Annotated in this window: 14 protein-coding genes; 13 read left to right on the forward strand and 1 reads right to left on the reverse strand. The window is 38.6% G+C overall.

Annotation, left to right across the window (positions count from 1 at the left end; genetic code table 11):
- Window positions 1–8: 8 nt before the first annotated feature.
- The 7 genes from floA (at window position 9) to recO (ending at window position 5,472) form a co-directional block, all read left to right on the forward strand.
- Entirely contained in the window at window positions 9–1,001 is a 993-nt protein-coding gene (gene floA / locus HMPREF2802_RS00750) for a flotillin-like protein FloA (protein ID WP_002471037.1), read from the forward strand.
- Between the two features lie 14 nt (window positions 1,002–1,015).
- Complete coding sequence (locus tag HMPREF2802_RS00755) at window positions 1,016–1,678, forward strand: hypothetical protein (protein WP_049410296.1); 663 nt, start codon at window positions 1,016–1,018, stop codon at window positions 1,676–1,678.
- Window positions 1,679–1,965: 287 nt separating this feature from the next.
- Complete coding sequence (locus HMPREF2802_RS00760) at window positions 1,966–2,913, forward strand: PhoH family protein (RefSeq protein ID WP_002471043.1); 948 nt, start codon at window positions 1,966–1,968, stop codon at window positions 2,911–2,913.
- Window positions 2,914–3,375 (forward strand): rRNA maturation RNase YbeY, encoded by a 462-nt coding sequence (ybeY, locus tag HMPREF2802_RS00765; RefSeq protein WP_002471061.1) that lies wholly within the window; start codon window positions 2,914–2,916, stop codon window positions 3,373–3,375.
- A gap of 4 nt (window positions 3,376–3,379) precedes the next feature.
- Complete coding sequence (locus HMPREF2802_RS00770) at window positions 3,380–3,715, forward strand: diacylglycerol kinase family protein (RefSeq protein ID WP_002471059.1); 336 nt, start codon at window positions 3,380–3,382, stop codon at window positions 3,713–3,715.
- Between the two features lie 71 nt (window positions 3,716–3,786).
- A complete protein-coding gene (gene era, locus HMPREF2802_RS00775; RefSeq protein WP_002471055.1) occupies window positions 3,787–4,686 on the forward strand; it encodes a GTPase Era in 900 nt (299 codons plus the stop codon).
- A 24-nt stretch (window positions 4,687–4,710) separates the two neighbouring features.
- Window positions 4,711–5,472, forward strand: coding sequence for a DNA repair protein RecO (recO, locus tag HMPREF2802_RS00780; RefSeq protein ID WP_070502455.1), 762 nt, complete (start codon window positions 4,711–4,713; stop codon window positions 5,470–5,472).
- A gap of 171 nt (window positions 5,473–5,643) precedes the next feature.
- Here the strand turns inward: recO and HMPREF2802_RS00785 are convergent, their stop codons facing one another.
- On the reverse strand, window positions 5,644–7,035 hold the full coding sequence (locus tag HMPREF2802_RS00785) for a glycine--tRNA ligase (RefSeq protein WP_002471124.1): 1,392 nt from the start codon (window positions 7,033–7,035) through the stop codon (window positions 5,644–5,646).
- Window positions 7,036–7,424: 389 nt separating this feature from the next.
- Between HMPREF2802_RS00785 and HMPREF2802_RS00790 the strand changes: the two genes are divergently transcribed.
- The 6 genes from HMPREF2802_RS00790 (at window position 7,425) to HMPREF2802_RS00815 (ending at window position 13,816) form a co-directional block, all read left to right on the forward strand.
- On the forward strand, window positions 7,425–8,048 hold the full coding sequence (locus tag HMPREF2802_RS00790; RefSeq protein ID WP_070502456.1) for a transcriptional regulator CcpN: 624 nt from the start codon (window positions 7,425–7,427) through the stop codon (window positions 8,046–8,048).
- 14 nt (window positions 8,049–8,062) lie between these two features.
- Complete coding sequence (locus HMPREF2802_RS00795) at window positions 8,063–8,899, forward strand: pyruvate, water dikinase regulatory protein (protein WP_049405278.1); 837 nt, start codon at window positions 8,063–8,065, stop codon at window positions 8,897–8,899.
- A gap of 26 nt (window positions 8,900–8,925) precedes the next feature.
- A complete protein-coding gene (gene dnaG, locus HMPREF2802_RS00800; protein ID WP_070502457.1) occupies window positions 8,926–10,707 on the forward strand; it encodes a DNA primase in 1,782 nt (593 codons plus the stop codon).
- A 136-nt stretch (window positions 10,708–10,843) separates the two neighbouring features.
- Complete coding sequence (gene rpoD / locus HMPREF2802_RS00805; protein WP_070502458.1) at window positions 10,844–11,950, forward strand: RNA polymerase sigma factor RpoD; 1,107 nt, start codon at window positions 10,844–10,846, stop codon at window positions 11,948–11,950.
- An 85-nt stretch (window positions 11,951–12,035) separates the two neighbouring features.
- Entirely contained in the window at window positions 12,036–12,719 is a 684-nt protein-coding gene (locus tag HMPREF2802_RS00810; RefSeq protein ID WP_070502459.1) for a tRNA (adenine(22)-N(1))-methyltransferase, read from the forward strand.
- Entirely contained in the window at window positions 12,716–13,816 is a 1,101-nt protein-coding gene (locus HMPREF2802_RS00815; protein WP_070502460.1) for a Nif3-like dinuclear metal center hexameric protein, read from the forward strand. The genes HMPREF2802_RS00810 and HMPREF2802_RS00815 overlap by 4 nt, the downstream gene beginning before the upstream one ends.
- Window positions 13,817–13,940 lie beyond the last annotated feature (124 nt).

The raw sequence follows: 13,940 nt of genomic DNA on the forward strand, positions 1-13,940 counted from the left end.
TTTCAACTATGCCAGGACTATTTGGCCTTATCATCATAGCAATAGTTATTATTGTCGTATTACTTATCTTCTTCTCATTCGTACCAGTAGGTCTATGGATTTCAGCTATAGCTGCTGGTGTTAAAGTAAGTATCGGTACACTTATCGGTATGCGCTTCAGACGTGTATCACCACGTAAAGTCATCGAACCGTTGATTAAAGCGCACAAAGCTGGTTTACACTTGAAGATTGAACAGCTCGAATCTCACTATTTAGCAGGTGGTAATGTTGACCGCGTTGTAGATGCAAACATCGCTGCAGAACGTGCAGAAATCAACTTGCCATTTGAGCGTGCGGCTGCAATCGACCTTGCAGGACGTGACGTGTTAGATGCAGTTAAAATGTCTGTTAACCCTAAAGTCATTGAAACACCATTTATCGCTGGTGTAGCTATGAACGGTATCGAAGTTAAAGCGAAAGCACGTATTACTGTTCGAGCTAACATCTCTCGCTTAGTCGGTGGTGCTGGAGAAGAAACAATCATCGCTCGTGTTGGTGAAGGTATCGTTTCAACTCTAGGTTCAAGTGATTCTCATACACAAGTGTTAGAGAATCCAGACAATATTTCTAAGACTGTCTTAAGTAAAGGTCTCGATTCAGGTACAGCATTCGAAATTCTTTCAATCGATATCGCCGACGTAGATATTAGCAAGAACATCGGTGCCGACCTTCAAACTGAACAAGCCATCGCAGATAAGAACATCGCTCAAGCGAAAGCGGAAGAAAGACGCGCAATGGCTGTCGCTCAAGAACAAGAAATGAAAGCGAAAGTTCAAGAAATGAGATCTAAAGTTGTTGAAGCCGAAGCAGAAGTACCACTTGCTATGGCAGAAGCTTTACGTTCAGGAAATATCGGTGTGAAAGATTATTATAATCTGAAGAATATCGAAGCAGATACAGGCATGAGAAATGCAATTAACGAACGTACACATCAAGAAGATGACGAATCACCAGAAGAATAACTAGGGGTGATTAAATGAGTATAGGTATTATTATCTTTGTAATATCTGTAGTAATTTCGATTATTAAAGCTGTTATAGATAACAGTGATAAAGAGCGCGACCCCTCTAAACCGAAAAAGCAAACTCAAAATGATGATGGCTTCTTCGGTGAAATCAAGAAAAGCATGCGGGAGATAGAGAGAGAGTTCTCAGATGACGACTCCTCTAAACGCACAAATAAAGTCCCTAGACCTGATTATCAACCGAACGGAAGACGTTATAAAAATCAAACACGTCCTGAAAAAATGGATAATGAACAACCTCAACCCGTTACGCAAACGACGTCGCACGTAGAAGAACAACCAAGCCAAGCAGAACAAACAAAGCGACGTCAACTTGATAGAGATGAGGAAAAGCGTGCAGAACTTCAACGTGATATGTTTACACGTATCGATGATATTAGAGACCAAATTAATCGAGAAAGCGATCAAAGATTAGAACGCCTTGAGAAAAAAGCGCAAGCTATCATTTCAGATTCTACGTTATCTACACGTGCGAAACAGGTTAGACTCAATCAACTGTTTAATCGCACTTCACGTCAATCTCAGTCAACTCAATCGTCACTCGCTTTCCATAAAGACGATGTCGTCAACGGCATCATTTGGTCCGAAATACTCAATAAACCGAAACAACTTTAATAATTCCTATTAGTAAGAGTGGGACCATCTCATCGAAGATGGCGTCCCGCTCTTTTAATATCTCAAATGCCACTATTCATTCCACCAACAATGTCATTGATCAATTCCTTTGAATCTCCATAAACTTTTGAATGTTAAATCTTCCAAAGTCACCCTCAATCAATGTTATAATGATGTTGATACTCGAAACTTTCAACTATCCATTTCAAAGTGATTCTTACTTTGTTTTAACAAGCCAATTAGGCTAGAATAATGATGGAAATATTTAGTAGTAAAGGAGCGCCTATATGCCTGGAATTATACAAATTGATGACATCAATGTGACTCAAGCTCTCGTCGGTAATAACGACGAACATTTAGAAGCGATTGAAGAGGGATTTGATGTTATCATACATGCTCGTGGGCAAGAAATTGCAGTGAAAGGTGAGAAAGTAGAGCATGTTGAACAAGCCGAAGCAGTACTACTGAATCTTAGAAAGGTGATTGAGCAAGGCATCACTATCACGATTAAAGATGTAGAAGCTGCTATTAAAATGGCTCAGAACCATACAATACAATATCTATTAGATCTTTATGAAGAAGAGATTACGAAAGACGCTTTCGGTAAAACAATTCGTGCCAAGACGATGGGTCAGCGTATGTATATTAATGCGATGCAACGAGATGATCTCGTCTTTGGTTTAGGGCCTGCAGGTACAGGTAAGACATTCTTAGCTGTCGTATTTGCAGCTAAACAATTGCGCAAAGGTAATGTGAAACGAATCGTCTTAACGCGTCCTGCTGTAGAAGCAGGCGAATCTTTAGGGTTCTTACCTGGTGATTTAAAGGAAAAGGTTGATCCTTATTTAAGACCTTTATATGATGGCTTAAACACTGTACTCGGTCGCGAACAAACAGCGCGTTTTATTGAAAGAGGGATTATAGAAATCGCACCATTAGCCTATATGCGTGGACGTACATTGGATGATGCTTTCGTTATTCTCGACGAAGCGCAGAATACTACGCATGCGCAGATGAAGATGTTCCTTACACGTCTTGGCTTTGGTTCTAAAATGGTAGTAACTGGCGACCAATCACAAGTCGATTTACCTAAAGGGATTAAAAGTGGCTTAAAAGAAGCGACAAAGAAATTACGAAATGTTAAAGGCATCAGTATTATGGAGCTCGACCAAACTGATGTAGTACGTCATCCACTAGTCAGTCGCATCATCGATCGATACGAAGGGAATGAGTAAATGTTTACTATAGATTATAGCGATCACACGGATAGTGTGAAGTCTGAATGGGTTCAACAAATTGACGACTTACTCCAATTCGCTAAAGATAAAGAAGAGATTAAGGAAGATGCTGAACTCTCTGTAACCTTTGCAGATAAAGCAGAAATTCATGAGATTAATCAAACCTATAGAGATAAAGATAAACCGACAGACGTGATTTCCTTTGCGTTTGAAGAAGAGGATCCTCACATCATGGGAGCAGATTTACCACGTGTGCTAGGAGACATCATCATTTGTACTGACGTCGCAGAGGAACAAGCAGAAGCGTACGGTCATTCGTTTGAACGTGAATTAGGCTTTCTTGCGTTGCATGGTTTTCTCCATCTATTAGGTTATGATCACATGACTGAAGACGAAGAGAAAGTGATGTTCGGACGTCAGAAAGACATACTGGATGACTATGGTCTGACAAGGGACTGAGGCTATGCAGCGCTTTAAATATGCTTATCAAGGTTTCATAGCCCTGATTAAGAAAGATTTCAAATTTCTATTACATTGTATCTTTGGACTCATCGTTATATTCTTTGGGTTCGTTTTTCACATCACACAAACTGAATGGCTATTTCTCATCTTAGCAATAGGGTTAGTCATGTCCTTTGAAGCGATAAATACCGCTGTCGAGTATGTCGTGGATTTGGCAACCGATGAATACCATCTCTTCGCTAAACATGCGAAAGATATTGCTGCGACGAGTGTGCTTATTGTTAGTATTATTGCAGCCATTATTGGATTAATTATCTTCATTCCGTACATTTTATAAGTTATTCTATAACTTTAGTCAGATGCATGAGCTATTTGTAAAAGATAAATTAACAAAGGAAGGTTAACTGAATGTCAGAACACAAATCAGGATTCGTATCTATCATCGGCAGACCGAATGTAGGTAAATCTACGTTCGTCAACCGAGTAATTGGGCATAAAATTGCAATTATGTCTGACAAACCCCAAACAACTCGCAATAAAATTCAAGGTGTGATGACACAAGAAGATGCCCAAATCATCTTTTTAGACACACCTGGAATTCACAAACCTAAACATAAATTAGGCGATTACATGATGCGTGTCGCACGAAATACGCTAGCTGAAATCGACGCCATCATGTTCATGGTGAACATTAATGAAGAAATCGGCCGTGGTGACGAATATATCATGGAGATGTTGAAACATGTCGACACACCTGTATTTCTTGTCTTAAATAAGATTGATCTCGTCCACCCAGATGATTTGATGCCTAAGATTGAGCAATATCAAACCTACATGGACTTTACCGAAATCGTGCCAATCTCTGCACTTGAAGGGCACAACGTCGATCACTTTATCGAAGTTCTAAAGTCCTACTTACCAGAAGGGCCTAAATACTATCCAGACGATCAAATTTCAGACCATCCAGAACAGTTTGTGGTCAGTGAACTGATTCGTGAAAAAATCTTGCATTTAACGAGTGAAGAAATCCCTCACTCTATCGGGGTCAACGTTGATCGCATGATTAAAGAAAGTGAATCTCGCGTACGTATTGAAGCGACCATCTTCGTTGAACGTAATTCACAAAAAGGTATCGTTATCGGTAAAGGCGGTAAAAAATTAAAAGAAGTAGGGAAACGTGCGCGACTCGATATCGAGCATTTGCTCGGCTCTAAAGTCTATCTTGAACTGTGGGTTAAAGTTCAAAAAGATTGGAGAAACAAAGTGAATTTCATTCGTCAAATGGGTTACATTGAAGACCAAGATTAATATGAATGAGAGTCGGTGTTTGTCATGTTAGTCAAACAAAAAGGTATAATTATCAAAACGATTGATTATGGGGAATCCGATAAGATTATCACGATTCTTAACGAACATGGTGCGAAAGTGCCTTTAATGGCTAGACGTGCGAAAAAGAATAAGAGTGGTTTACAAGCGAATACACAACGCTTCGTTTATGGTCTCTTTATCTTTTCTCGTTGGAAAGGCATGGGAACATTAAATTCTGTCGATGTGATTGAGCAGAACTACAATCTCCGACTCGATATTTATGAAAGTAGCTATGCCTCACTGTGTGTAGAGACGATTGACCGTTCATTAGAGGACGATGAAGTCTCCGAATATAGTTACAAACTCCTTTCTTTCGCTTTAGAGAAGATGCGCGAAGGGGTATCTGCACAATTAATGTCAGTAGTGATCTTGTTAAAATGTATGCCACGTTTCGGTTTCAACGCAATATTTGATCATTGCGCTGTCATTGGCTCAACCACTCAGGCTGATCTTGTGGGTTATAGTTTCAAGTTTGATGGTGCTATTTCTCAACAAGCGCTGTCGCAAGATCCGCACGCACTACGATTATCCAACAAGACACTGTATTTACTTTATATGTTACAATCACTTCCTATCGATAAGATGAGTGGACTCTGTATTCATCAAGCAATTGTAGATGAGATGTCCGAGTTAGTGATTATGCTTTATCGCGAATATGCAGGTATGTTTTTTAAAAGTCAAAAATTAATTAATCAACTTCGTCGTTTAGAAACTGATTCGAAGTAAGTTCGGTATTAAGATGTAGGAACGCGGGAGAGTGTATAAGTTATTTACTATATCCCGCTTCTTGTATATTGTTTCTAGAACTGATTCCTCATCAGACAAGCCATAAATCAAGCCCGTAAATGGATTATCACATCCATCTACGGGCATTTTTCTATAACTTAACACTCAAAATTAATATTTAATTTTTTCAGCTAAGAAATCATCTAACTCAGAAATTGGCATACGGATTTGTTCCATAGAATCACGGTCACGCACAGTAACTTGATTGTCTTCTAATGAATCGAAGTCAAACGTAATACAGTATGGCGTACCAATTTCGTCTTGACGACGGTAACGTTTACCAATAGATTGAGATTCGTCGAAGTCGATAGAGAATTTCGGACTTAATTGTTCGAAGATCTTAATCGCTTCACCTGATAATTTCTTACTTAATGGTAGAACAGCTGCTTTGTATGGTGCCAGGGCAGGGTGGAAATGAAGCACTGTACGTGCATCTTTACTGCCTTCAACGCCTTCTTCGTCATATGCATCACATAAGAATGCGAGTGTTACACGATCAGCACCTAATGAAGGTTCGATACAATATGGTAAATATTTCTCGTTTGTTTCTTGATCGTGGTAGCGGAAATCTTCACCTGAATGCTCTGCGTGTTTCTTCAAGTCATAGTCTGTACGACTTGCGATACCCCAAAGTTCGCCCCAGCCGAACGGGAAACGATACTCGATATCAGTTGTCGCATTAGAGTAGTGAGATAATTCATCTGCATCGTGATCACGTAAACGTGTATTAGCTTCTTGAAGACCAAGATCTTTTAACCATTCGCTCGCAAACGTCTTCCAGTAACTTTGCCATTCAATTTCTTCACCAGGTTTACAGAAGAATTCAAGTTCCATTTGTTCGAATTCACGTGTTCTGAAGATGAAGTTACCAGGTGTGATTTCATTACGGAATGATTTACCAATTTGTCCAATACCAAATGGTAATTTCTTACGCATCGTACGTTGCACGTTCTTATAGTTAACGAAGATACCTTGTGCAGTTTCAGGACGTAAGAAGAGTTCACTAGTAGAATCTTCCGTTACACCTTGGAATGTCTTGAACATTAAGTTAAATTGACGAATATCAGTCCAATTTGCTGTGCCACTCACGGGACAAACGATGCCTTCTTCGTCGATGATACGTTTCATTTCATCGAAACTTAAACCATCAGCAACAAAGTTCTCGTCACCTTTTTCATTTTGCATATATTCTTCAATTAATTTATCTGCACGATAGCGAATTTTACTATCTTTGTTATCAATCATTGGGTCATTGAAGTTACCGAGGTGACCTGACGCTTCCCAAGTCTTAGGATTCATTAAGATTGCTGCGTCTAAACCAACGTTGTATGGTGATTGCGTAATGAATTTTTGCCACCAAGCTTTTTTGATATTATTTTTTAATTCAACACCGAGTGGACCGTAATCCCATGTGTTAGATAAACCACCGTAGATGTCACTACCAGGGAAGACGAATCCTCTATGTTTCGCTAAATGAACGACACTTTCCATGTCTTTTGCCATTGTACAAACACTCCTTTTTTACATAAAAACGTCCCAAGACAAAGTAAACATTTGACCTTGCCTTGGGACGAGTTTGATTTCTGATTTCATGTATATGTTAATCCGCTTCGTATACGCGTCATATGTATGACGTAAGCGCTGATTAACTATCACTATTAGCATTAAAATTGAAATTAACCCGCGGTTCCACCCAAATTAGTGTAGACACTCGCTTTAGAGGTATATAATTGTGTGCCAATTTAAGTCGTTAAGCTCACACTATCCTTAACTCGCTGTACAACTTATTCTAATTGATACCTTGTATAATAGCAAGTAAATATCTGTATTTGTGGCAAATATCATTTCAATGTATAATTAATATTTGTATAGGTAAAAAGGGGTGAAGCGCTATCGAACTTAATAAACGTCAACAACAGATTATTGATATCGTGAAACATAACGGCCCAATTACGGGTGAGCATATCGCTGATCGACTCGATCTCACACGTGCAACACTACGACCTGATCTCGCTTTCCTAACGATGTCGGGGATTCTTGAAGCAAGACCTCGAGTGGGCTACTATTATACTAATAAATCACAGAATAAAATTATCGCTGATGAATTGAAAAAATATCATGTTCGAGAATACGCTTCTCATCCAATTATTATTAAAAATGGAACGTCAATCTATGATGCGATTTGTACTATTTTTATGGAAGATGTAAGCACGCTTTTTATCATCAATGATAAGGGCGATTTCGTAGGTGTCTGCTCGCGTAAAGATTTACTCCGCGCTTCAATGATGGGTGAAGATATCCATACTACGCCAGTAGATATTATTATGACGCGCATGCCTAACCTAAGCTATATTTCCATGGACGACAAAGTTATCTATGCAGCGCAATTAATGATTGAAAAAGAAATAGATTCCTTACCCATCGTACAACAGAAAGAGAACGGTAATTTAGAAATTAAAGGACGCATTTCTAAGACGACAATCACTAAATTATTTGTTTCATTATTTAAAGAATAGGTGGTCTGATCACGATGAAGAAAGTTAATATAATAGTCGCGTCAGATTCAGTTGGTGAAACAGCTGATTTAGTCGCTAGAGCAGGTTTATCACAATTCACACCCGATCAATGCGATCAAGAAACTGCACGCTATCCTTATGTGGAATCATTTGAGAACGTTGATGAGGTAGTGCAGGTCGCAGAAGACACAAATTCTATCGTAGTTTACACGTTAGTTAAGCCCGAAATACGCGCTTATATGGAGTCGAAGTTACAGGAGAGTACTGTGAAATCTGTAGATATCATGGGACCTTTAATGAATATTTTAAGAGACGAAATTGAAGAGGAACCGTATTATGAGCCTGGACTTGTCCACCGACTAGACGAAGCTTATTTTAATAAAATAGAAGCGATTGAGTTTGCTGTAAAATATGATGACGGGAAAGATCCCAAAGGTATTTCAAAAGCAGATATCATTCTACTAGGAATTTCTAGAACTTCAAAAACACCTTTATCACAGTACTTGGCACATAAAAGCTATAAAGTACTTAACATTCCCGTCGTTCCAGAAGTTACTCCTCCAGATAATTTGTTTGAGGTTGATCCTAAGAAGATAATAGCGCTTAAAATTAGTGAGCAGAAACTCAACAAGATTCGTAAAGAGCGTCTTAAGCAACTCGGTTTAGGAGATAAAGCGCGATATGCAACTGAGCAACGCATTCAAGAGGAACTTGAATATTTCCATGAACTAGTTGATCGTATAGGTTGCACGGTAATTGATGTTTCGGATAAAGCTATTGAAGAAACAGCGAATGATATTATGAATATTATCGACCAGAATGATTTCAACGAACTAAAGAAAGATAGCTAATACTTAAAGTAGTTAGGTGATGACTAGTGCGAATTGATCAATCGACAATCAATGAAATTAAAGATAAGACCGATATACTCGATGTTGTCAGTGAATATGTCAAATTAGAGAAAAGGGGACGCAATTATATTGGATTGTGTCCTTTTCATGATGAAAAGACGCCATCATTTACCGTGTCAGAGGACAAACAGATTTGTCACTGTTTCGGTTGTAAAAAAGGTGGGAATGTCTTCCAATTTATTCAAGAAATTAAAGATATTCCTTTTACCGAAGCTGTGAAAGAACTCGGTGAAAGGGTTAATATACAAGTAGATGTACCGAATTACAGCCAAGACGATGGTACACACCAAATCGCCTCTGAAGATTTACAGATGATAGAAATGCATGAACTAATGCAAGCGTACTATCACTATGCGCTAGTGAAGACAGTTGAAGGGGAAGCAGCGCTCAATTATTTGAAAGAACGTGGCTTTAGCGATGAAATGATAGAGAAACGTAAGATTGGTTATGCACCTAATAATGCGACTTTCTGTCACGATTTCCTTGAGAAGAAAGGTTACGACATCGAACTCGCGTATGAAGCAGGTCTGTTATCGAGAAATGAAGAGAACTTTAGCTACTACGACCGGTTCCGCGACCGTATTATGTTTCCTTTGCAGAATGCTCAAGGTCGCACGGTAGGCTATTCAGGAAGAACGTACACTGATCAAGAGCCGAAATATCTCAATAGCCCAGAGACACCAATCTTCCAAAAACGCCGCTTACTCTACAATCTTGATAAAGCACGACGTTCTATTAGAAAAATTGATGAAATCATGTTGCTTGAAGGTTTCATGGACGTTATTAAATCCGATCAAGCTGGTCTTCATCAAGTTGTGGCCACAATGGGGACGCAACTTTCACAAGAACATATCACTGTGGTCAAAAAATTAACGAATAATATTACACTCATGTTTGATGGCGATAGTGCAGGACAGAATGCTACACTCAAAACAGGTCAACAACTGTTGCAACAAGGATTCAACGTCTTTGTCATTCAACTTCCATCTGGCATGGATCCCGATGAATATTTAGTCAAACACGGTGAAGATGCGTTCAATCATTTCGTGACACATGAAAAGAAAACGTTTATCAATTTCAAGATTCACTTACATCAAGATGAAATTCAAAATAATGATTTAGCATATGAAAAATATTTAAAAGAAATTACTCAAGATATTTCATATATGAATTCTTCAATTTTACGCAAAAAAGTATTGCAAGAAGTTGCAGATTTTTTTAAAGTTAGCTTTGATAGTCTCAGTCAATCAGTGGGACATTACTCACATCAAGCACCTGAGCCACCATCTGCAGCGCCGGACATACCACAGTTCAGGCAACTTTCGCGTAATGAGAAAGCAGAGGTTTGTCTCTTGAAACACTTTGTTTATGATAAAGACCGTTTCCTTAATTATCATAGACAGATTGAAGCAGATGATTTTACAAATTCTTATTTTAAGCGTATATTTAATACTTTACGCGACTTTTATTCGGAGAATGAAACCTATACACTCAGTGATGTGATTCAATATGTGGACTCAGACGAGATGAAGGAAGCTTTCATCGCATTGGACAACTTCTTATTGAATGATGAACCCTATGATCATGAGCTAGATGATTATGTCGCGATCATTCTTGAGAATCGCGATGAAGAAAGTAAAGAATCTCTCAATCGTCGTTTAAATGAAGCTTTACGATTAGGTGATGTCGAACTTCAGAAATATTACTTAGAGAAAATCGTTAATTTTAATAAAAATACGAAGACATAGTATACAAATATATCACTTATTTAGTATAATAATAGGGTTACTGAATGTTTAACACAAGGCGATTTTGTGAATTATTATAGTGTAATTTGTTCTCATTATTATACTATGTTGACTTTATAATCGGGAGGCCTTTTTGATGTCTGGTAATGAAGTGAAAATAAAGAAACAAACGATTGATCCATCTCTTACGCTAGAGGATGTAAAAAAACAATTATTAGAAAAAGGGAAAAAAGAAGGTCACTTAAGCCATGAAGAAATAGCTGAGAAATTGCAGAATTTCGAGATGGATAGCGACCAAATGGATGATTTCTTTGATCAACTCAACGATAATGATATCAATCTCGTTAATGAAAAGGACAATTCTGATACGGATGATAAATTAAATCCTAACGATTTAAGCGCGCCTCCAGGTGTAAAGATAAATGACCCAGTGCGCATGTACTTAAAGGAAATTGGACGTGTGGATTTACTCAGCGCTCAAGAAGAAATAGAACTCGCTAAACATATTGAACAAGGCGATGAAGTAGCTAAATCTCGCTTGGCTGAAGCTAACTTACGTCTCGTGGTAAGTATCGCTAAACGTTACGTTGGGCGTGGCATGTTGTTCTTAGACCTTATTCAAGAAGGGAATATGGGTCTCATCAAAGCCGTTGAGAAATTCGACTTTAGTAAAGGATTTAAATTCTCCACATATGCAACATGGTGGATTCGTCAAGCCATTACACGTGCAATCGCTGACCAAGCACGTACGATTCGTATCCCTGTGCATATGGTTGAAACTATCAATAAACTCATCCGTGTTCAAAGACAACTCTTACAAGACTTAGGTCGTGATCCAGCACCTGAAGAAATCGGTGAAGAAATGGATTTACCACCTGAAAAGGTTAGAGAAATCTTGAAGATTGCTCAAGAACCTGTGTCACTTGAAACGCCAATCGGTGAAGAAGACGACAGCCATCTTGGTGACTTTATCGAAGACCAAGAAGCACAAAGCCCTTCAGATCATGCGGCATACGAGTTATTGAAAGAGCAACTTGAAGATGTACTCGACACGCTTACTGATAGAGAAGAGAACGTCTTACGTTTACGTTTTGGTCTTGATGATGGCCGTACGCGTACGCTTGAAGAAGTAGGTAAGGTGTTTGGAGTAACACGCGAACGTATTCGTCAAATCGAAGCGAAAGCATTGAGAAAACTGAGACATCCAAGTCGTAGCAAACGACTCAAAGACTTTATGGATTAATTGTTCATGGGGGTGTGACTACTTATCCTTTTGTAAATTTGGATTTAGTCTCATCCCTTTATTTTACGTATTAAGGAGATCCTGCATGCTACAACTTAATCAACGACTGACATATGTAAGTGAATATATTCAAGGCGACTGTTTAGCAGATATTGGTTCCGACCATGCATATTTACCTATTTATGCTTTAGAACATCAATTAATTCGCACAGCGATAGCAGGTGAAGTGATTCAAGGTCCATACGAAGCTTCTATTAAAAATGTTCGATACTATGGATACGATAGTCAAATTGATGTACGTCTAGGAGATGGACTCTCGATTCTCACTGACTCTGATCATGTGGATACCATTACTATCTGTGGAATGGGAGGCCCTCTCATAGCACAAATTCTGCAACAAGGGGCTAGTAAGCTAAAACCCCACACACGCTTAGTACTACAAAGTAATGTACAAACGGAGGCTTTGCGACGGACGCTAGAACACTTAGATTTCGAGATTACACAGGAATTGATTTTTAAAGAAAAAGGCCATATTTATGAACTCGTCGTTGCAGATTATCAATCCAATTCTCAACCGTTAACTAAGCAAGAATTAAAATTTGGTCCTCTATTACTGCGTAACAAAAATGCCCAATTTATAGAAAAATGGCAACGTGAAGTTGATGCACTAGAAAAAATAAAAGCACAATTAGATGCGACTAAACATCAGCAACGTTTAGAGGAAATCAACGCTGAAATCGAAATGATAAATGAGGTGTTAAAGATATGAATTTAAAACAATTACTCACAACGTTAAATGAGCATGTGCCATTTAAGACAGCTGAATCATGGGATAATGTAGGATTACTCATTGGCGACGAAGAGAGTGACGTGACAGGTATTCTTACAGCACTCGACTGCACAGAAGTGGTAGTAGACGAAGCTATTGAACTCGGATATAACACAATCATTAGTCATCACCCTTTAATTTTTAAAGGTGTTCAAAGTATCCTCCAACAAGAAGGTTATGGCGCAATTATCCGTAAGCTCATCCAACACGATATCAATCTCATTGCGTTACATACGAATCTCGACGTTTATCCTCAAGGTGTCAATGCGATGCTTGCTGACCGTTTACAGCTCAGTGACGTTGATATTCTTAATCCACAAACGACTGAGTATTATAAAGTTCAAGTATTCATTCCTGAAACAGACGTGGAAACATTTAAAGATCAGTTAAGTCGTCACGGTTTAGCTCAAGAAGGCAATTATGAAGCTTGTTACTTCCAATCACAAGGCAAAGGTCAGTTTAAACCGGTGGGTGATGCAAATCCGACACTAGGCGAGGTAGGCGAAATAGAACATGTTGATGAAATGAAAGTAGAATTTATGATTGCACCACATCAACGTCAACTCGCGCAACGAGCTATTGAGAAATATCATCCTTATGAAACACCAGTCTACGATATCATGCATATGACGAAATTTAGCGAACGTGGTTTGGGCGTTATCGGTCAACTTGATCAATCCATGGACGTCCCAACGTTTGTTAAGCAGGTTAAATCACAACTTGACATGCCAAGTGTGAGATTTATCGGTGATGAACATTCTAAGATTGAAACTGTAGCGATTATCGGTGGTGCAGGTGTAGGGTTCGAAACACTTGCGCATAACCTTGGCGCTGATATCTTCATTACGGGTGATATTAAACACCACGAAGCGTTAGATGCGAAGATTGCTGGCATAAATATGCTAGACATTAATCATTATAGTGAATACGTTATGAAAGAAGGGCTCGTTAACCTTTTAAATAGTTGGTACAATCATCAATTAGAAATCCCAATTAAAGCGAGCGAACACAATACGGATCCTTATAGTTATTATTAAGCTGGTAAAATGCGTAATATTGACCTCTGCTAAAATGATGAATCAAAAATAACTTAAAACACACCCATCCTTAATGAATATAACTAATTACCAAAACTGAACTATCAAGACAAAGGAGTGAAAA

Origin of the sequence: Staphylococcus sp. HMSC071G07 (assembly GCF_001811435.1) — a bacterium.
Taxonomy (GTDB): Bacteria; Bacillota; Bacilli; order Staphylococcales; family Staphylococcaceae; genus Staphylococcus; species Staphylococcus pettenkoferi.

Coding starts and splice junctions, on each gene's coding strand:
- floA (WP_002471037.1), top strand. CDS start 9: ATGCCAGGACTATTTGGCCTTATCATCATAGCAATAGTTATTATTGTC.
- HMPREF2802_RS00755 (WP_049410296.1), top strand. CDS start 1,016: ATGAGTATAGGTATTATTATCTTTGTAATATCTGTAGTAATTTCGATT.
- HMPREF2802_RS00760 (WP_002471043.1), top strand. CDS start 1,966: ATGCCTGGAATTATACAAATTGATGACATCAATGTGACTCAAGCTCTC.
- ybeY (WP_002471061.1), top strand. CDS start 2,914: ATGTTTACTATAGATTATAGCGATCACACGGATAGTGTGAAGTCTGAA.
- HMPREF2802_RS00770 (WP_002471059.1), top strand. CDS start 3,380: ATGCAGCGCTTTAAATATGCTTATCAAGGTTTCATAGCCCTGATTAAG.
- era (WP_002471055.1), top strand. CDS start 3,787: ATGTCAGAACACAAATCAGGATTCGTATCTATCATCGGCAGACCGAAT.
- recO (WP_070502455.1), top strand. CDS start 4,711: ATGTTAGTCAAACAAAAAGGTATAATTATCAAAACGATTGATTATGGG.
- HMPREF2802_RS00785 (WP_002471124.1), bottom strand. CDS start 7,035: ATGGCAAAAGACATGGAAAGTGTCGTTCATTTAGCGAAACATAGAGGA.
- HMPREF2802_RS00795 (WP_049405278.1), top strand. CDS start 8,063: ATGAAGAAAGTTAATATAATAGTCGCGTCAGATTCAGTTGGTGAAACA.
- rpoD (WP_070502458.1), top strand. CDS start 10,844: ATGTCTGGTAATGAAGTGAAAATAAAGAAACAAACGATTGATCCATCT.
- HMPREF2802_RS00810 (WP_070502459.1), top strand. CDS start 12,036: ATGCTACAACTTAATCAACGACTGACATATGTAAGTGAATATATTCAA.
- HMPREF2802_RS00815 (WP_070502460.1), top strand. CDS start 12,716: ATGAATTTAAAACAATTACTCACAACGTTAAATGAGCATGTGCCATTT.